Annotated in this window: 15 protein-coding genes; 7 read left to right on the top strand and 8 right to left on the bottom strand. The window is 64.1% G+C overall.

Going from position 1 to position 17,254, the window contains the following annotated elements; genetic code table 11:
* The first annotated feature begins 161 nt into the window (after window positions 1-161).
* The gene (locus XBLMG947_RS12580) at window positions 162-941 is read left to right on the top strand and encodes a ferredoxin--NADP reductase (protein ID WP_065469021.1); all 780 of its coding nucleotides are present in this window, start codon (window positions 162-164) and stop codon (window positions 939-941) included.
* 161 nt (window positions 942-1,102) lie between these two features.
* Here the strand turns inward: XBLMG947_RS12580 and XBLMG947_RS12585 are convergent, their stop codons facing one another.
* The gene (locus tag XBLMG947_RS12585) at window positions 1,103-1,588 is read right to left on the bottom strand and encodes a glutathione peroxidase (protein ID WP_065469022.1); all 486 of its coding nucleotides are present in this window, start codon (window positions 1,586-1,588) and stop codon (window positions 1,103-1,105) included.
* A 219-nt stretch (window positions 1,589-1,807) separates the two neighbouring features.
* On the opposite strand from XBLMG947_RS12585, the gene XBLMG947_RS12590 reads away from it, so the two are divergent.
* Entirely contained in the window at window positions 1,808-3,982 is a 2,175-nt protein-coding gene (locus tag XBLMG947_RS12590) for a M3 family metallopeptidase (RefSeq protein ID WP_181093213.1), read from the top strand.
* Between the two features lie 432 nt (window positions 3,983-4,414).
* Here XBLMG947_RS12590 and XBLMG947_RS12595 read toward each other — a convergent pair whose 3' ends face one another.
* Both XBLMG947_RS12595 and XBLMG947_RS12600 read right to left on the bottom strand, forming a co-directional pair.
* Complete coding sequence (locus XBLMG947_RS12595; protein ID WP_065469078.1) at window positions 4,415-5,128, bottom strand: hypothetical protein; 714 nt, start codon at window positions 5,126-5,128, stop codon at window positions 4,415-4,417.
* 103 nt (window positions 5,129-5,231) lie between these two features.
* Window positions 5,232-6,524 (bottom strand): S8 family serine peptidase, encoded by a 1,293-nt coding sequence (locus XBLMG947_RS12600; RefSeq protein WP_245228183.1) that lies wholly within the window; start codon window positions 6,522-6,524, stop codon window positions 5,232-5,234.
* Window positions 6,525-6,643: 119 nt separating this feature from the next.
* Between XBLMG947_RS12600 and XBLMG947_RS12605 the strand changes: the two genes are divergently transcribed.
* Entirely contained in the window at window positions 6,644-7,144 is a 501-nt protein-coding gene (locus tag XBLMG947_RS12605; protein WP_065469024.1) for an RNA polymerase sigma factor, read from the top strand.
* Complete coding sequence (locus XBLMG947_RS12610; RefSeq protein ID WP_065469025.1) at window positions 7,141-7,890, top strand: anti-sigma factor family protein; 750 nt, start codon at window positions 7,141-7,143, stop codon at window positions 7,888-7,890. The genes XBLMG947_RS12605 and XBLMG947_RS12610 overlap by 4 nt, the downstream gene beginning before the upstream one ends.
* Window positions 7,891-7,981: 91 nt before the next feature.
* Here the strand turns inward: XBLMG947_RS12610 and XBLMG947_RS12615 are convergent, their stop codons facing one another.
* From XBLMG947_RS12615 to XBLMG947_RS12625, 3 genes are all read right to left on the bottom strand, one after another.
* Window positions 7,982-8,482: a MarR family winged helix-turn-helix transcriptional regulator gene (locus XBLMG947_RS12615; RefSeq protein WP_065469026.1), complete on the bottom strand. Its 501-nt coding sequence runs from the start codon at window positions 8,480-8,482 to the stop codon at window positions 7,982-7,984.
* Window positions 8,483-8,548: 66 nt separating this feature from the next.
* Window positions 8,549-9,394 carry a DUF3298 and DUF4163 domain-containing protein gene (locus tag XBLMG947_RS12620; protein ID WP_065469027.1) on the bottom strand — a complete coding sequence of 282 codons (846 nt, stop codon included), beginning with the start codon at window positions 9,392-9,394 and terminating at the stop codon, window positions 8,549-8,551.
* A gap of 51 nt (window positions 9,395-9,445) precedes the next feature.
* The gene (locus tag XBLMG947_RS12625) at window positions 9,446-9,733 is read right to left on the bottom strand and encodes a GNAT family N-acetyltransferase (protein WP_065469028.1); all 288 of its coding nucleotides are present in this window, start codon (window positions 9,731-9,733) and stop codon (window positions 9,446-9,448) included.
* 210 nt (window positions 9,734-9,943) lie between these two features.
* Here XBLMG947_RS12625 and XBLMG947_RS12630 point away from each other — a divergent pair, with 210 nt between their 5' ends.
* A complete protein-coding gene (locus tag XBLMG947_RS12630) occupies window positions 9,944-10,132 on the top strand; it encodes a hypothetical protein (protein WP_065469029.1) in 189 nt (62 codons plus the stop codon).
* A gap of 423 nt (window positions 10,133-10,555) precedes the next feature.
* On the opposite strand, the gene XBLMG947_RS12635 is transcribed toward XBLMG947_RS12630, so the two are convergent.
* Together XBLMG947_RS12635 and XBLMG947_RS12640 are read right to left on the bottom strand one after the other, a co-directional pair.
* A complete protein-coding gene (locus tag XBLMG947_RS12635; protein ID WP_065469030.1) occupies window positions 10,556-11,164 on the bottom strand; it encodes a rhomboid family intramembrane serine protease in 609 nt (202 codons plus the stop codon).
* 7 nt (window positions 11,165-11,171) lie between these two features.
* Window positions 11,172-12,737, bottom strand: a complete 1,566-nt coding sequence (locus XBLMG947_RS12640) for a POT-type proton-dependent oligopeptide transporter (protein ID WP_065469080.1) — start codon at window positions 12,735-12,737, stop codon at window positions 11,172-11,174.
* Window positions 12,738-13,090: 353 nt separating this feature from the next.
* Between XBLMG947_RS12640 and XBLMG947_RS12645 the strand changes: the two genes are divergently transcribed.
* On the top strand, window positions 13,091-14,860 hold the full coding sequence (locus XBLMG947_RS12645) for a M14 family metallopeptidase (RefSeq protein ID WP_065469031.1): 1,770 nt from the start codon (window positions 13,091-13,093) through the stop codon (window positions 14,858-14,860).
* A gap of 180 nt (window positions 14,861-15,040) precedes the next feature.
* On the top strand, window positions 15,041-17,230 hold the full coding sequence (locus XBLMG947_RS12650) for a beta-glucosidase family protein (RefSeq protein WP_065469032.1): 2,190 nt from the start codon (window positions 15,041-15,043) through the stop codon (window positions 17,228-17,230).
* Window positions 17,231-17,254: the final 24 nt, after the last annotated feature.

Genomic DNA, 17,254 nt, shown 5'->3' on the forward strand with positions numbered 1-17,254 from the left:
TATCTAGCTTGCTGATCCAAAGGGAACCAGGATCTTTCAGCACTGCATCCCATTCCCGATTCCCGATTCCCGATTCTCCATTCCCAGCCAAATGAGAGTTCATCTCATTTGGCCAGCTTGAGGTAGAATTGACCAGTACTCCTCCCACGACACTTACCGGTATGTCTTCCGCTTTTGGCGCCGAAACGGTGCTTGAGGTCCGTCACTGGACCGATGCCTACTTCAGCTTCACCACGACCCGCGATGCCGGTTTCCGCTTCGAAAACGGACAGTTCGTGATGATCGGGCTGGAAACCGAAACCCGGCCGCTGCTGCGTGCATATTCGATCGCCAGCGCCAACTGGGAAGAGCATCTGGAGTTCTTCAGCATCAAGGTGCCGGACGGTCCGCTGACCTCGCGGCTGCAGCACATCCAACCAGGCGACAAGGTACTGGTCGGCAAGAAGCCCACCGGCACGCTGCTGATCAGCGACCTGCACCCGGGCCGCAACCTGTATTTGCTGGGCACCGGCACCGGCCTGGCGCCGTGGCTGTCGATCATCAAGGACCCGGAAACCTACGAGCGCTTCGACAAGGTGATCCTCACCCAGGGCGTGCGCTTCGTGCAGGATCTGGCCTACCGCGACTACTTCGAACGCGAATTGCCGCAGCACGAATTCCTCGGCGATCTGCTGCGCGAAAAACTGCTGTATTACCCGGCGGTCACCCGCGAAGCGTTCGCCAATCAGGGGCGGCTGACCGAGCTGATGGCCGATGGCCGCATGCAGCAGACGCTCGGGTTGCCGACACTGGATCCGGCCAACGACCGCTTCATGATCTGCGGCAGCCCGCAGATGCTGGCCGACCTGCGCACGTGGCTGGACGCGCGCGGTTTCCAGACCTCGCCGCGCATCGGCACACCGGGGCATTACGTGTTCGAGCGTGCGTTCGTCGAGAAGTGATGCGACACGCGTGAATGATCAGCGCGATGCGGCGTTTGCGTAGATGACGTCGCCGGCGTGCACTCTATGGAGTGCACGCCTGGACCCCGATGAAGCACTCTCGCTAACGCATCATCGCGCCCGGATGCGGACCTGTCCTCCAGGCAAGACGCTGTGCAAGATCACGCGTCCAATGCACGCTCGATATCGGCAGCCAGTGCTTCCGGCTTGGTGGTAGGCGCATAACGTTCCAACACACGGCCGTCGCGGCCGATCAGGAACTTGGTGAAATTCCACTTGATTGCTTCGGACCCGAGCACGCCGCGCTGTTCGTGCTTGAGCCATTGCCACAGCGGATGCACGCCGCTGCCATTGACCTCGATCTTTGCAGCCAACGGAAAATCCACCGCATAGTCGAGCGAGCAGAATTGGCGAATCTGCGCCGCATCGCCCGGCTCCTGATGACCGAACTGATCGCATGGAAATCCGATCACCACCAGGCCACGTTCTCGGTAGCGTTGCCACAACGCCTGCAAGCCCGCGTACTGCGGCGTAAAGCCGCATTTGGATGCGACATTCACCACCAGCAACACCTTTCCGGCGTAGTCGCGCATCGTCTGCGTGCGACCGTCGAGGTCGGTGAATTCAAACGTGGAAAGATCGCTCATGCCGGACTCGGGTGCTCAGGGAAACGGCAGCGTAGCGCAGCTGTCGGGAGTGCGGCACTGCCGCCCGCGCGCGTTGTGACGGGTCATCGGTCGAGCTCGGCCTTGTCCACCTACCTTCGCCGATTGGCTGCATGCTGACCTTGCCGCCATGTCTTTTGTCACACGCCTGTCCCGGCAGGCTGGGGTAGCCTCGGCGGTTCGCACTTTGGAGCAACCCTCTTGACCACCCGTCTCGCCTTTGCCCTGGCCGCTTCCCTGGGACTCGCCATGCCGTCCTACAGCATCGCCGCGCCCGCCACCACGCAGGCCGCCACTCAAGCCAATCCGTTTTTCGCAGACAGCACACTGCCGCTGCACTACCCGCAGTTCGACAAGATCAAAGACAGCGACTTCGCACCCGCCTTCGATGCCGGCATGGCCGAGCAATTGAAGGAAGTGGACAAGATCGCCAACCAGAAGGCAAAGCCGAGCTTCGACAACACCATCGTCGCGCTGGAAAAGAGCGGCGCCACGCTCGATCGCGCCACCACGGTGTTCTTCAATCTGGTGGGTGCCGACACCAACGACATACGCAAGAAACTGCAGGCCGACTACTCGGCCAAGTTCGCAGCGCATCGCGATGCGATTTCGCTCAACGGCAAGCTGTTTGCACGCATCCAGACCTTGTACGACCAACGCGCCAAGCTGGGCCTGGACGCACAAGGCCTGCGGCTGGTCGAGAAGTACTACAGCGACTTCGTCCGCGACGGCGCCAAGCTTTCAGATGCCGACAAGACCACGCTCAAGGCGATGAATGCCGAGCTGGCCAACCTGGGCACCACCTTCAGCCAGAACGTGCTGGCCGAGGTCAATGCGGCAGCAGTCGTCGTGGATGACGTCAAGCAGCTCGATGGCCTGTCCGAAGAACAGATCGCCGCCGCTGCCGAAGCGGCCAAGGCGCGCAAGCTCGATGGCAAGTACCTGATTGCGCTGCTCAATACCACCGGCCAACCGCCACTGACGCAGCTGAAAAATCGCGACCTGCGCGAGAAGATCTACGATGCCTCGGTCTCGCGCGGCAGCCATGGCGGCCAGTACGACAACACCGCGCTGGTGTCGCGCATCATGAAGCTGCGCGCCGACAAGGCCAAGCTGCTCGGCTTCCCCACCTACGCCGCGTATTCGCTGGAAAACCAGACTGCAAAAACGCCTGAAGCGGTCAACGCGATGCTCGGCAAACTGGCACCGGCCGCGGTCGCCAACGCCAAGCGCGAAGCCGCCGATCTGCAGGCAATGATCGACAAGGAACAAAAAGCCGCGCGTAAGCCGACCTTCAAGCTGGAAGCCTGGGATTGGGCGTATTACAGCGAGAAGGTTCGCCAGGCCAAGTACAACTTCGACGAGTCGCAGCTCAAGCCGTACTTCGAGCTGAAGAACGTGCTGGAAAATGGCGTGTTCTATGCGGCCAACCAGGAATACGGCCTGACCTTCAAGCAGCGCACCGACCTGCCCACCTATCGCGACGACATCACCGTCTACGACGTGTTCGATGCCGACGGCAAGCAGCTGGCGATCTTCATCGCCGACATGTACGCCCGCGAATCCAAGCGCGGCGGCGCCTGGATGAACTCCTATGTGTCGCAGTCCGAGCTGACCGGCTTCAAGCCGGTGGTGGCCAATCACCTCAACATCCCCAAGCCGCCGGCCGGCCAGCCCACGCTGCTGACCTGGGACGAAGTGACCACCATGTTCCATGAGTTCGGGCATGCGCTGCACGGCATGTTCTCCGACGTCAAATACCCGTATTTCTCCGGTACCAGCGTGCCGCGCGACTTCGTCGAGTTCCCCTCGCAGGTCAACGAGATGTGGGCCGACGAGCCGTCCATCCTGAAGAACTACGCCAAGCATTATCAGAACGGCACGCCGATGCCGCAGGCCTTGCTGGACAAGGTGATTGCCGCGTCCAAGTTCAACCAGGGCTTTGCCACCACCGAGTATCTGGGTGCGGCGATGCTGGATCAGAACTGGCATCAGGTCAGCGCCAACCAGGTGCCCGACGCCGCCGGCGTGATGGCGTTCGAAGCCAAGGCGCTGCAGCAGGACGGCATTGCCTATGCGCCGGTGCCGCCGCGCTACAAGACGCCGTATTTCAGCCACATCATGGGCGGCTACGCGGCCGGCTACTACGCCTACATCTGGTCCGAAGTGCTGGACGCCAATACCCAGCAGTGGTTCAAACAGCACGGTGGCCTGAGCCGCGCCAATGGCGATCGTTTCCGCAAGACCCTGCTCTCGCGCAGCGGTAGCGTGGATGCGATGGAGCTGTTCCAGAACTTTGCCGGCCATGCGCCGCAGATCGAGCCATTGCTCGAAAAGCGCGGTCTGAGCCAGACAGCGGAAACGCCCAAACGCTGAGAGCAAAGCAGCCGGCGATGACGCAACTTTCGTTGGCCGGCTCTAAACGCCTGCCCCCCTCTCCCGTCGATGGGAGAGGGGTGTCCGCATACTCGCATGCATGCTCCGACCATCGCGCGCGCAGTGCACCGCCACCGCACTCCCAGATCGCGTTCGATCGCAAATTCCGCCAATGCGGGTTTCTGCCGCGCGCACGAGGCGTCCAAAGAGTGGAGAAAGCGAGCCACGCGTTGATGCGCTGACGCGGCTTGTCCGGCACATGGGCAGTCGTGACGTGGGCGCAGGTGCGATTGACACGCCCAGTGCGTTCAACTTCGTGGCGTCGATCATTGACGCACCACACAAACAACAACGGCGCCCGGTGAACCGGGCGCCGCCGAACTGCCTTTGCAGTCACCGCCACGCATCACACTCGCGTGGAGTCAGGTCAGATTACTGTCCCTGGCCCGAAGCGCTGGCGTCGACGCCAGCACCGACCGAACCGTCGGCAGTGTCCTGTCCATTGCCGCCCTGCACGGCACCAGACCCGGATGCACTGCCCCCGCCCGACACACGCGCCGACGAAGGACTCAGGTTGGCATTGGCATTGTGCGATGCGCTGCCGCCAGCTGAACCACCACCGCTCAGCGCAGGCGTGCTTCGCGTGCCGGCACGACTGGAGGCCGCTGCACCTTGCACCGTCTGCATGCCAGCCGAACCGGTCGCACTGCCGGCAGCCTGTGCGCTACCGACAGCACCACTCGCGCCGCTGCCTGCCATCTGCGCTGTATGACGCGCTGTCGCCACGCCGCTGGCTGCCGTCGTATCGGCCATGGTCTGCGCACTCATGGCCGCATTGCCAGCTGCATTCTTGGTCGCCGAAGCGGCGGCCGCGCCGCGCGCCGCCGTGCGCTGCGCTGCGCCACGTACCTGCCGCGACTGCGCATCAACCGCACGCTGCCCGCGCTGAACCGTAGACCCTGCGTCCAGGGTGCCAGCGCCGCCCACGTGACCGCCGAGCGTCGCGCCGCCCGTCCCACCGACCGCGCCACCCACCGTACCGGTGAGTCCACCGGCACCGCCGAGTGCCTGCGCGCCAGCCATGCCGGGGCACAGCGACAGCATCGCGACCATCACCGCACTGGAGATCAAGGTCTTGTTCTTCATCGCCATCTCCTGCTCTGCCACAGGCAATCTGTGGCTCTCATCCAACCATACGAACCGAACGCAAGCAGTCATCCCGCCGCGACCGCGCGCAGACAGGAGGCATTCACCGGCCCGGCGCCCGCTGCAGCGGAAGTTCTTCGCCCAGCACGCCGTAGCCATACACCGGGTCCGCACCGCTAACGCCAAGGTCGTGCGCGCTGCGCTGCAACTTCGCCCGCAGCGCAGCGGCGGTCTGAGGATCGGGCTGCGCCAAGGATTGCGCCGCGATCCGCGCTACCAGCGGTGCAGCGAAAGAGGTTCCGCGCTGCCGTTTCCACTGTCCTTGGGGCGCGGCGGCAATCATGTCGCCAATCGCGGCAAACGCCACCTGGCTACCTCGCCCGGCCTCCGGCAGGACACGCAGACGCGTGTCCACTGCAGTCACGCCGATCACGCCGGGATAGGACGCCGGATAAAGCGGCGGCGCCGCCGGTCCATCGTTGCCGACAGCCGCCACCAGCAAATGACCGCGAGCCACCAGCGCTGCCACCGCACGCTCCAGCAGTCGGTTCGGTGCGCCGACCAGGCTGATATTGATCACCGCAACGCCTTGCTGCGCCATCCAGGCCAACGCCGCGACCAATTCGACCGCTGCACCGTCACTGGGTTTACCGCAGTACAGATCGGCCGCATATAAGGTGCGAGCGATGGGCCCGTGCGTGACCGCACGTCCGGCCAGCAGCGATGCAACCGCAGTGCCGTGAACCTGATCGGACGCGCGTCCATCACAGCCCCAGCGCTGTACCTGCACACCGAGCAGCGCAGGATGCGCCGCGTCCACACCGCTATCGATCAGCCCCACACGAAACCCCGCCGCCGCATCGGCCTGAGTTGGAAAGGCAGGCGCCTTGGCAGCGGACGCGTCGCCGGCCTGGGATTCGCTATAGAGATGGTTGTAGACATACTCGCCCTGCGGGTCGAGCTCGCGCAGCCGCTGCATCGCCTGTTGCGTCGCCAGACCTGGTGGCGCGCGCAGCACCACCACGCGCAACCCGAGCGCATCGAAGCCGCGTTGTTCTGCGACGACGAAGCCGGCTGTCTGCGCTGCCTGCAAGGCCGCTGGACTCGGCGCCAACGCCACGATCTGACCACGCATCACGATCGCGCCATCGGCATCGCGATCCAGATCGCCCCTTCGCGCACGCACAAGCGCATCCAGGCGCTGCCTGCGTAACTGCCGCAGATCGCCCTGCACTTGCTGCAACAGGCGATCCGGCGCGGCCGACAGCGCCGGCACGGCTTGCGTCACGTCATTGCCCAGCCCTCCGGCAGTGGGCAACGCGAGTTGCGCCGACACCGGCTGGCCGACACCCAGTACTGCGAGCCAGCACCAACGCATCACACGGATTTTCGCCATTGCCTACCCCACCATGGTCGCTTGTTGCACGCCATGCCACACTAATCACGCCCCGCAGACGCACCGTGAACGCCTTGCAGCGCGCACGGACGAAAACCCCCTTGCCAGACGTATAGCTGATGAATGAGCTTGACCCTGTGGCAACCGTCAGCGACGGCATCTGCGCACTGCTACCGCGCCTGAGGCGCTTCGCGCGCGCCATTGCCGGCCATCCGGCCGATGCCGACGATCTGCTGCAGGTGGCGATCGAACGGGCCTTGCGTCATTGCGCGCAGTGGCGCCCGGAAACGCCACTGCACTATTGGCTGTTTGGCATCATCCGCCACGCGTGGCTCGATGAAGTCCGCGCGCAGCGGCGCAGACGCCAGCTGTTCGTCAGCGCCGCAGAAGGAGAACAAGTGGGCGACCGCCCGATGGAGCGTCAGCAGGAGTGGATGGCGGTACAGGCGGCAATGGCACAGTTGCCCGACGAGCAACGGTGGCCGATCGCCTTGGTGTTGATCGAGGGATTGTCTTATCGGGACGCCGCAGCGGTCCTGGAGATCCCGATCGGCACGCTGACCAGTCGCCTGGGACGCGGCCGAGAGGCGCTGCAGGCGTTATTAGAGGACACACCGTGAAGGACATCGACGAATCCACTCTGCAGGCGTACGCAGACGGCGCCTTGGCACCCGACCAGGCCGGTCGGGTCGAGGCCGCGCTCGCAGCCGATCCGCAGCGGGCTGCGGACGTGCGTCAGCTGCAACAGGTGAAAGCGCGATTGCGTAACGGCTATGCAGCGGTGCTCGAAGAGCCTGTACCGGCGCACTTGCTGGACGCGGCGCGACAGCACCCGCCGGCGTCGCCGCAGAGGTCTGCCGCCACTGCAAATTTCCCCATCCAAGCGCCGGTGCCTACAGCGCGGCGACACGCAACGCGGCGTTGGGCGGTGCCCAGTTCGATCGCGGCCGCGCTGCTGATCGGCCTCTGGGTCTGGCAACACCAGCCGCTGCAGCCTGCGTCATCTGCAGTGCTGGCCGAGCAAGGACAGGATGCCAGCGGTGCACTCGCCCTGGCGCTGGACCGCCAGCTTTCTGGCGAGCAACCGGGCGAGGTCCGCATGGGTCTGAGTTTTCGCGCGCACGATGGCCGCTATTGCCGCAGCTTTTCGCTGCAATCCAGCCATGCTGGATTGGCCTGCCGTCGGGGTGAAGGCTGGCACATCGAATTGCTCTCGCCGCTGCCGCCGCAGGGCAACGACAGCCAGTTGCGCATGGCGTCCAGCACCCTGCCGGCAGCCTTGTTGGAGGCCATCGACGCCCGCATCGACGGCCAGGCCCTCGATGCCGAAGGCGAACGCAACGCGCGTGCGCACCATTGGCGTTGACCCGGTCGCCGCGTGCGGCCCCGCGCTGGCAGACCGTGCACCGGCAGTTGACCGCGAACCGCACGACCGTGGTCGCACGGTCCGGCGATGCTCATTCCGGGATCGCGTCCACGCTCTCCAGCAGCTTCTTCAGCAGCTTCTCCAGACGCAGCTGCTCGGCCTCACTCATGCTGGCCGTTTCTGCGTGCAATAACGTGCAGGCATCGGGCAGCAGACTTTCGATCAAGGCCAAGCCGGCGGGCTGCAGCGTCAGCACGATCTTGCGCCGATCTTCCGGGCTGCTGGCACGCGCAATCAGACCCTTCTCACACAGCTGATCTGTCAGCCGGGTGATGTTGGCCGGCTTTTCGCTGGCAGCTTCGGCCACCTCGGTGGGGGTGATCGATTGCTCGGGCGTGCCATAGAGCATCATGAGAATTTCGTATTCGGGTGGACTGATGCCATACGGCTTGAGCCGCGTGCAGGCGAGCGTATGCAACCGCTTGTAAAGATGCTTGATCAGTCTCACCAGCACCGCCGGCTCCCGCGGGAAGGCGGAATAACGCACGCAGGTGTGGTCCACGCGATTTGCGGTTGGATCGAAACTACTCATATCACCCGTTCGATTACCTTACTAAATGTCCGGGACATTCAATCACATCATGCCCGGCGCAACACCTCAGCGAGCGAAGAGATGTGCATATTCCGGCGCGACCCAAGGCACTAACGTGGAAGCAGGGACCTCTGCCGTTTGCGTGCCATCCGAGTAGGGGCCCACCTGATACGGCGGAAACACAAACCGCACGGCAGCGATCTGCCCGCTCGCATTCAACACCGGCACGAATTGTGCAAAATTATCCACCTGCGGTGCAGTACCTTCGGCAATCATGCGATCAACCGATGCGACCTGTTCGGCCTGCTCTTCTACCGGCACGCGATCGGCTTGGACGCGCTGGGTCGCTGCAGCATGCAATTGCGTCGCCACCTCGCCACCGATCTTTTCCCAGCCCGCCGGGTCCGGAATCAGCGCCTGCGCTGTCAATTGCTTGCGCTCCTTGAACAACCACACGAAGCGCGCCACCAGCGGCTCGGCATGCGCACCGCCGGTGTACCTGCTGCCGTCGGCGGAGATCACGATCAGGTCGGGGGTCTGCAACACGGTCTCGAACGCCAGCGACAGCTCATACGGCGCGGCCGGCTTGTCGTTGCCCAGGCCTGACACGGCCTGCATCAGTTCGGCACGCGCATCCTGCGCATAGCCGCGAATGAGCGCGGTGAGTTCAGGATACGCATCCAGCCCGCGCGGGTAGCTGATACCCACCATGTAGGCCGGTGCGTGTTCGATCGCATCTTCCAGCGGGCCGCTCTGCACGACGGTCGGCTCTGCAGGCGGCGTTGTCGCGGCCGCTGCTTCGGCTGCAGGCTCGCTCGGCTCTGCCGTTGTCGGTGCGCGCTGCGTACAGCCTGCCAACACGGCCAGCACCAGCAAGCCCTGCACTGCCTTCACTCCAAGCAACCGCCCCATTACCGCCCACTCCCCTGAAATAATCGTGTTACGAGAAGACGCCATCGCTGGTCAGGCCAGCAGATCCTGAAACTGCGGATGTCGCCGAAGATACGCATCGGCATAACTGCAGGCAGGAGCCACCTTCAAACCGTTTTGCCGTGCATATTCCAAAGCGGCCTGGACCAACACTGCAGCGACACCACGTCCGCCGATGGCGTCCGGTACCTGCGTGTGCGTAATGGTCATGATCTCACCCTCACGCCGATAGGCCAGTTCGGCGCGATGTCCATCGGTGTCTACGCTGAAACGCTGCCGTGACAGTTCGTGTTCTGCGTGCACTGACGCCCCCTCTTTCATTGTCTGCGCCAAGCAGGAAGTGATCGTCAGTGTGACCAGCGCGACGCCGCGCCTGCGTGAAAGTGAACCGATGCTGTGATGGGCCGCCAGGCTTGCTGAAAGCGCGCTCAAGTTCGATCGGCAGACGCCGATAGCTGAGCCGAAGGCAATGGCTGCAACCGGTCTGCGGAAGCCGCCAACGTCTTCGCCTCTCTAAGAAGGAGCCACCGCATGAACCACGATTCCGCAGGACACAGCGCAGACAGCGATAGCTCGTTGCTGGAAAACTTGTTTCAGTTCGCCCTTAAGGGCGACACCCAAAATCCGGATTTTACGCAGCTCAACGATACGGTGTACAAGCGCCTGCAGCAGGCCTACGGCGTGACCTCCAGCGCGGACCAGGAACGCAACGCGGCCTGATGAGTTGGTGTCGCTGCGCGGTGGCGGTCTAGTCGTCCGCTGCGCAGTCGTTGATCGCATGGAGCGAGCAGCCGTCGGCTGCGTCCCGACGGTCTGCCTGAAATCCGAACAGACGGCAGATGCCGGCTATGCCAGGCATCCATACCGGCCTCGTGGCTGCGCGATCCTCTTGCAAACCGCCGTCATCTGCCAAGACCACGCCAGCATGCGCGTCGGCCCTGGCTCGGCTTACGAGGCCTGCTTCTCATCCGCTTCCCGCAACGGCCCAGTCCGTTCCAACCTGCAGCCGTCACGCACCAAATGGCGCTTGTTGCAACCGCCATTCGCTTGCGGACGCGCCGCGCCCCAACGAGCCCATCATCAATATGCGACTGCAGGTAGCGTGGCGACCTTATGCCAGCGCAACCGCCTCGCCCGCCGGGTTCAGCCGAAGCGTGGGTTGGACAGCTGCTCCAGAAACACCTGCCACACCCGCGGCTCCATGATCAGCATGAACATCACCCCGAATGCCGCACCGGCCAGGTGCGCGCTGTGGTTGATGCGATCGCCGCCGCGGCGGTCCATCCACAAGCTGTAGCCGACGTAGAACACTGCATAGATGATCGCCGGTGCCGGAATGAACAACACCAGGATGATCGTCCATGGCTGCAGCAAGATGAAGGCGAACAGCACCGCCGACACTGCACCGGAGGCGCCCAGGCTCAGGTAGTTGGGATTTTTCTGGTTCTTCAGATAGCTGGGCAGGATCGACACCACCAGCGCGGCCAGATAGAACAACGGATAGGTCAGCACGCTGCCGGTGAGCTCGGCCATCACGCTCTCGATCACCCGTCCGAAAAAGAACAGCGTGACCATGTTGAAGACCAGGTGCCCCAGGTCGGCGTGGATGAAGCCGTAGGTCACCAGGCGGTCGTACTGGCGCTGTTTGTCCAGCGCCGGCGGCCACAGGATCAGCCGGTCGGCCAGCTTGCGGTTATTGAACGCCATCCAAGAGACGATGCCGGTGATGGCGATCAGGATCAGGGTAATCATGCAGACCTCAGGCAGTACGGTAATTGTCGACCATGCGATAACGGCGTGCGTACAGACCAAAGGCCAGTGCTGCCAGAAATGCGAAGGCCGCGAAGAAGAACATCAGAAATGCGGCTTCGCTGAGCCCAGTATCGGCGATATGGGCAGTCACCGTCGCGTTGCGCACCGCCACGTTCGACAGCAGCACCCACAGGTTGCCGACCGTGGTGGTCAGATACCAGAAACTCATCACCACGCCCTTCATCGACGGCGGCGCCTGGCTGTAGGCGAACTCGATGCCGGTGGCCGACACCAGTACCTCGCCGAAGGTGAGCAGCGCATACGGCAGGATCTGCCAGGCGATGTGCATCGGCTCGCCACCGTCCATGATCATCTGGATCGCCCCCACCGCAATCCAGGCCGCGCCACTGAAGGCGATGCCGCTGGTCATGCGACGCAACGGGGTCGGTTCCCAGCCGCCGCGGCGTAGCAGCGGGTACAGCACCAGGTTGTTGAAGGGAATCAGCAGCATCACCAGCAGCGGATTGAGCGCCTGCATCTGCGAGGCGGTGAACCAGGCCGGCATGGTCATCTCGCGCCCCTGCAGCACCCAGGTCGATGCCTTCTGATCGAACAACGAAAAGAACGGTGTCACCAGCGCGAAGATCATCAGCGCCCGCAACAATGCCCGCACGCCTTCGATCGCTGCATCCGGATGCATGCCGCGTGCGCGTTCCAGCTGCCACCAGGTGCCGCCGCCGATCCCGGCCAGCAGCAGCACCAGTGCAATGCACAGGCACACCACGATGCCCAATTGGTCGACCAGCGCGAAGCCGGCAAGCGCCAGCAACACCGAAACGACCGCCAGCATCAAACCGGGACAGCCCCGCCCCGGCGCATGCGCCAGCAACGCAGTGCGCACCACCGCGGCGAAACCATGCGGGTCTTTCGGCGGCAACGGCACCAGCACATAGCGCTTGCGCCCCAGCCAGAACACCAACGTGGCCACGAACATCAGGATGCCGGGAATACCGAATGCCCAGGCCGGGCCGAGATTCTTCAGCGCCAGCGGGATCAGCAAGGAGGCGAACAGCGAGCCAAAATTGATGATCCAGTAGAAGGCGTCGAACACCGGCTTGGCCATGTGCTTGTTGGACTGATCGAACTGGTCGCCCATGAACGAGGCCACCAGCGGCTTGATACCGCCGGCGCCGAGCGCGATCAGCCCCAGCCCCACGAAGAAGCCGTTGCGGCTGCCCTCGAACAACGCCAGACACGCGTGGCCCGCGCAATAGATCAGGCTGAACCACAGAATGGTGTTGTATTTCCCGAAGAAGCGATCGGCCAGCCAGCCGCCCAGCAGCGGAAAGAAGAACACCCCGATCATGAAACTGTGCAGGATGTGCTTGGCCTCGGCTTCGCGCCCTGGGCCGCTGATTTCCTGCAGCAACAGCGAGGTGATCAGGAACTGCACCAGGATGTTGCGCATGCCGTAGAAGCTGAAACGCTCGCAGGCCTCGTTGCCGATGATGAAAGGAATCTGCCGCGGCAGCCGCGCGCTGGCACAAGCGCCTGGCGAGATGGAAGTGGTCAAAGGCAGTCCGGTCGGGCTGAAGACAGACCCTATCGTACCGGCGGTCACCCGGATGCCGCCATTGCCGCCGGGTCTGCGACGCGCGGCGTCGAGCGGACGCAGCTGGCGACCTTCGCTCACTCGGGTCACGTCATGCGGTTCTCCGCAACAGTGATGGTGTCAAACAGCGTCCGAAGTCCGTGCTGTCGACGCACGCGCCGATGCCGCTCGCATCGCGGTCATCGGCGCCTTGCCGCGTCCGCTTGAAACCTGCGCGCAGCGCCGGGCGCAGTCAGACATGACGCAGTGCAGATTGGCCTTGTCCGCTTGCTCGGCTACATTGCAAACGTTTTCCTGGAACACTGGACCGCTGGATGCCCCGCTTCACCCGCCTTGCCCTGAGCCTGTTGTTGTCGAGTTGCGCCCCCGCCGCGCTGGCCGCCGAACCGCTGACCACCCAGGCAGAGCGCAGCGGTTTCGTGCAGACCGGGCGCTACGACGAAGTCATTGCGCTGTGCGATGCCTTTGCGCAGCGCTACCCGCACGCGGCGCGTTGCATCCAGTTCGGCACCACACCGGAGGGCCGGCCGATGAAGGCCTTGATCGCCTCCACCAGCGGCGCGCTGGATGCCGACAGCGCCGCGCAGCGCAAGCTGCCGGTGGTACTGATTCAGGGCGGCATCCATGCCGGCGAAATCGATGGCAAGGACGCGGGCTTTCTGGCATTGCGCGAGCTGCTCGACGGCAAGGCCGGCAGAGGCGTGCTCGACAACTTGGTGTGGGTGTTCGTGCCGGTGTTCAACGTCGACGGGCACGAGCGCTTCGGCGCCTGGAACCGCCCCAACCAGCGCGGGCCCGAACAGATGGGCTGGCGCACCACCGCGCAGAACCTCAATCTCAACCGCGATTACGTCAAGGCCGATGCGCCGGAAATGCAGGCGATGCTGCAGTTGGTGCAGCAGTGGGACCCGCTGATGTATGTGGACCTGCACGTCACCGATGGCGCCAAGTTCGAACACGACGTGTCGGTGCAGGTGGAGCCGGTGCATGCCGGCGATGCGACCTTGCAGCGCGATGGCACGCGCTGGCGCGACGCGGTGCTTGCCGACCTGAAAAAACAGGGCTCGCTGCCGCTGCCTTACTACCCATCCTTCGTACACGAAGACGACCCCAGTTCCGGCTTTGCCGACGACGTGTCGCCACCGCGCTTCTCGCACGGCTATTTCCTGCTGCGCAATCGCTTCGGCATGTTGGTGGAAACGCACTCGTGGAAGGAGTACCCCACGCGTGTGCGGGTCACCCGCAACGCCATCGTCTCGCTGCTGCAGCAGGCCGCACACAATGGCGTGCAGTGGCGCGCCGATGCAGCGGCTGCCGATCAACGCGCCACGCATCTGGCCGGCACCGCCGAGCCGCTGAGCTTTGTCGCCGTCCCGCAGGCGCGCACGGTCGCGTTTCGTGGCTACGCGCATACGCGCACACCGTCGCCGATTTCCGGCGCGCTGATGACGCACTACGACGAAAGCAAACCGCAAGTCTGGAAGGTGCCGCTGCGCGACCAGATCAAGCCCGATGTGGTGGTGGAAGCGCCACGCGGCGGCTATCTGGTCCCTGCTGCACAAGCTGCCTTGGTGGGCGAAAAACTGCGCCTGCATGGCATCGACTTTCGGACCATCGGTAGTGCAGCAGAGCGCCCGGTGCAGACCTTCCGTGCCGACACTGTCACGTTCGCAGCACGCTCCAACGAAAGCCACCAGACCGTCGAACTCAGCGGGCAATGGCGCGAAGAGCGCCGCAGCGTGCCGGCAGGCTCGCTCTTCGTGCCGATCGCCCAACCCAAGGCACGCCTGGTGATGGCGATGCTCGAACCGCAGGCACCGGATTCGCTGCTGCAGTGGGGCTTTTTCAATACCGCGTTCGAGCGCAAGGAATACATGGAAGCCTACGTCGCCGAAGAGGTGGCGCGCGACATGCTTGCGCACGATCCCGCGTTGAAAGCGCAATTCGAACAGCGCATCGCCAGCGACCCGGATTTCGCCAAGAACCCGCAGGCACGGCTGGAATTTTTCGCTAAACGCCATGCATCGTGGGATGAGCGCTATCAGCTCTACCCGGTGCTCCGCACCGCGCAGACCGACGTCTAACCGCCTGCCGATTCCGGCACGCGGCCGCGCGGCGTCGCCGCGCCTGGCCGAGTCGGGCACTTCGGTGCCCCTCCCATTTGTGATGACCCAGCACTACAAGGACACCCCGTGCCGCAACTCGATATGAAACCGCTTACAACCCGCCGAAACCGCCCTCGCCCCCTGGTGCTGGCGGTCGTGATGGGGCTCGGCATTGCCCTGTTTGCACCAGTGGCACTCGCGCAAGGCGCGCCGTCTTCGCAGCCATGGATGGACACCGCATTGACTGCGGATCAACGCGCCGACCGCTTGCTCGCGCAGATGACCGACGACGAAAAATTCCAGATGCTGCGCAGCTATTTCGGCTTGGGTACCGACAAGGTTCCCAAGCCCGAAGGCGCGCTGGGCTCGGCTGGCTACGTCCCCGGTATTCCGCGGCTGGGCATCCCCGCCCAGCAGCTGGCCGATGCCGGCGTGGGCGTGACCAACCCCGGTGGCATCCGCAAGGGCGACTACGCCACTGCGATGCCGTCTGGCCCGTCCACCGCATCGACTTGGAACCGGCAATTGGCGTATGCCGGAGGCAAGACCATGGGCCGCGAATCCTGGCAACAGGGCTTCAACGTGCTGCTCGCCGGCAGCGTCAATCTGCAGCGCGACCCGCGTAGCGGGCGCAATTTCGAATACGCCGGTGAAGATCCGTTGCTGGCCGGCAGCATGGTCGGCGAATCGATTCGCGGCGTGCAAAGCGAACATGTGCTGTCGACGATGAAGCACTTCGCGCTCAACGACATGGAGACGCGGCGCAACTTCCACAGCGCCGAGATCGGCGAGCAGGCGATGCACGAATCGGACCTGCTGGCCTTCGAGATCGCATTGAAGATCGGCGAACCGGCCTCGGTGATGTGTTCGTACAACAAGATCAACGGCATTTATGGTTGCGAACACGATTACCTGCTCAACAAGGTGCTCAAGCAGGAATGGAAATATCCCGGCTACGTGATGTCCGATTGGGGCGGCGTGCATAGCGGCTCCAAGGCGGCCTTGGCCGGGCTGGATCAACAATCGGCCGGCGAAGTATTCGACGCGGCGGTGTTCTTCGATGCGCCACTGCGGATGGCGGTCTCTGCCGGTGTAGTGCCGCGTGCGCGCTTCGATGACATGGTCAAGCGCGTACTACGCAGTCTGTTCGCGCATGGCGCGTTCGATGATCCGACCCAGCGTCAGCCCATCGATGGCAAGGCCGGGCTCCTGGCTGCGCAGCGCGTGGCCGAAGAAGGCAGCGTATTGCTGCGTAACGCGCAGGCCACGCTGCCGTTGTCCAAGGACGTGCGACGCATCGCCGTGATCGGCGGCTACGCCGACAAGGGCGTGATGTCCGGTGGCGGCTCCTCGCGCGTGGACTACACCATCAACGGCGGCAACGCGGTGCCCGGCATCACCCCGACCACCTGGCCCGGCCCGGTGATCATCCATCCGTCCTCGCCGCTGCAGGCACTGCGTGCTGCCTTGCCGAACGTGCAGATCGATTACGTGGACGGCAAGGACCGTGCCGCTGCCGTACGCGCCGCCAAGGCTGCCGATGTGGCGATCGTATTCGCCACCCAGTGGGCGGCCGAATCGGTGGACCTGCCGGACATGCGCTTGCCCGACAACCAGGATGCGTTGATCGAGGCGGTGGCCAAGGCCAATCCCAAGACCACCGTCGTGCTGGAAACCAACGGACCGGTGCGCATGCCGTGGGCCGAACGCGTGCCGGCGGTGCTGCAGGCGTGGTACCCCGGCATCGGTGGCGGCGAGGCGATTGCCAACCTGCTGACCGGCGCAGTGAATCCTTCCGGCCACCTGCCGGTGACCTGGCCGGTGGACGAATCGCAGCTGCCGCGCCCGTCGATTCCAGGACTGGGCTTCAAGCCGGCCAATCAGGGCGAAGACACCATCGACTACGCCATCGAAGGCGCCAACGTCGGCTACAAGTGGTTCGCCGCGCGCAAGCTGACACCACGCTACCCGTTCGGCCATGGCCTGTCGTACACGCAGTTCCGCATGGGCGGGCTGCGCGTGCAGGCGAACGGCAGCCAGCTCACCGCCAGCTTCGAGGTGGAAAACACCGGCCCGCGCGAAGGCGCCGCCGTGCCGCAGCTCTACGTCACCTTGCCCGATGGTCACGCCACCCCGCTGCGCCTGATCGGTTGGCAGAAGCTCACCCTCAAGCCCGGCGAAAAACGCAGCGTGCAGGTCGTGGCCGAGCCCAAGACGCTCGCCGACTTCGACCCCAAAGCACGTCGCTGGACGATTGCCGCCGGCACCTATCGCGTGCAGTTGGCGCGCTCGGCGAACGAACCGGTACAGAGCGCGGAGGTGACGCTACAGGCGGCACAGTTGCCCTAAGCGCACGGCCGATGCGGACGTGCG

Source organism: Xanthomonas bromi (assembly GCF_900092025.1).
Taxonomy (GTDB): domain Bacteria; phylum Pseudomonadota; class Gammaproteobacteria; order Xanthomonadales; family Xanthomonadaceae; genus Xanthomonas; species Xanthomonas bromi.

Excerpts from the sequence above, each read along its gene's own strand:
- XBLMG947_RS12605 (WP_065469024.1), top strand. The coding sequence starts at position 6,644 with ATGAATGAGCTTGACCCTGTGGCAACCGTCAGCGACGGCATCTGCGCA.
- XBLMG947_RS12645 (WP_065469031.1), top strand. The coding sequence starts at position 13,091 with ATGCCCCGCTTCACCCGCCTTGCCCTGAGCCTGTTGTTGTCGAGTTGC.
- XBLMG947_RS12615 (WP_065469026.1), bottom strand. The coding sequence starts at position 8,482 with ATGAGTAGTTTCGATCCAACCGCAAATCGCGTGGACCACACCTGCGTG.
- XBLMG947_RS12580 (WP_065469021.1), top strand. The coding sequence starts at position 162 with ATGTCTTCCGCTTTTGGCGCCGAAACGGTGCTTGAGGTCCGTCACTGG.
- XBLMG947_RS12630 (WP_065469029.1), top strand. The coding sequence starts at position 9,944 with ATGAACCACGATTCCGCAGGACACAGCGCAGACAGCGATAGCTCGTTG.
- XBLMG947_RS12595 (WP_065469078.1), bottom strand. The coding sequence starts at position 5,128 with ATGAAGAACAAGACCTTGATCTCCAGTGCGGTGATGGTCGCGATGCTG.
- XBLMG947_RS12625 (WP_065469028.1), bottom strand. The coding sequence starts at position 9,733 with ATGAAAGAGGGGGCGTCAGTGCACGCAGAACACGAACTGTCACGGCAG.
- XBLMG947_RS12620 (WP_065469027.1), bottom strand. The coding sequence starts at position 9,394 with ATGGGGCGGTTGCTTGGAGTGAAGGCAGTGCAGGGCTTGCTGGTGCTG.
- XBLMG947_RS12600 (WP_245228183.1), bottom strand. The coding sequence starts at position 6,524 with ATGGCGAAAATCCGTGTGATGCGTTGGTGCTGGCTCGCAGTACTGGGT.
- XBLMG947_RS12635 (WP_065469030.1), bottom strand. The coding sequence starts at position 11,164 with ATGATTACCCTGATCCTGATCGCCATCACCGGCATCGTCTCTTGGATG.
- XBLMG947_RS12585 (WP_065469022.1), bottom strand. The coding sequence starts at position 1,588 with ATGAGCGATCTTTCCACGTTTGAATTCACCGACCTCGACGGTCGCACG.
- XBLMG947_RS12650 (WP_065469032.1), top strand. The coding sequence starts at position 15,041 with ATGGGGCTCGGCATTGCCCTGTTTGCACCAGTGGCACTCGCGCAAGGC.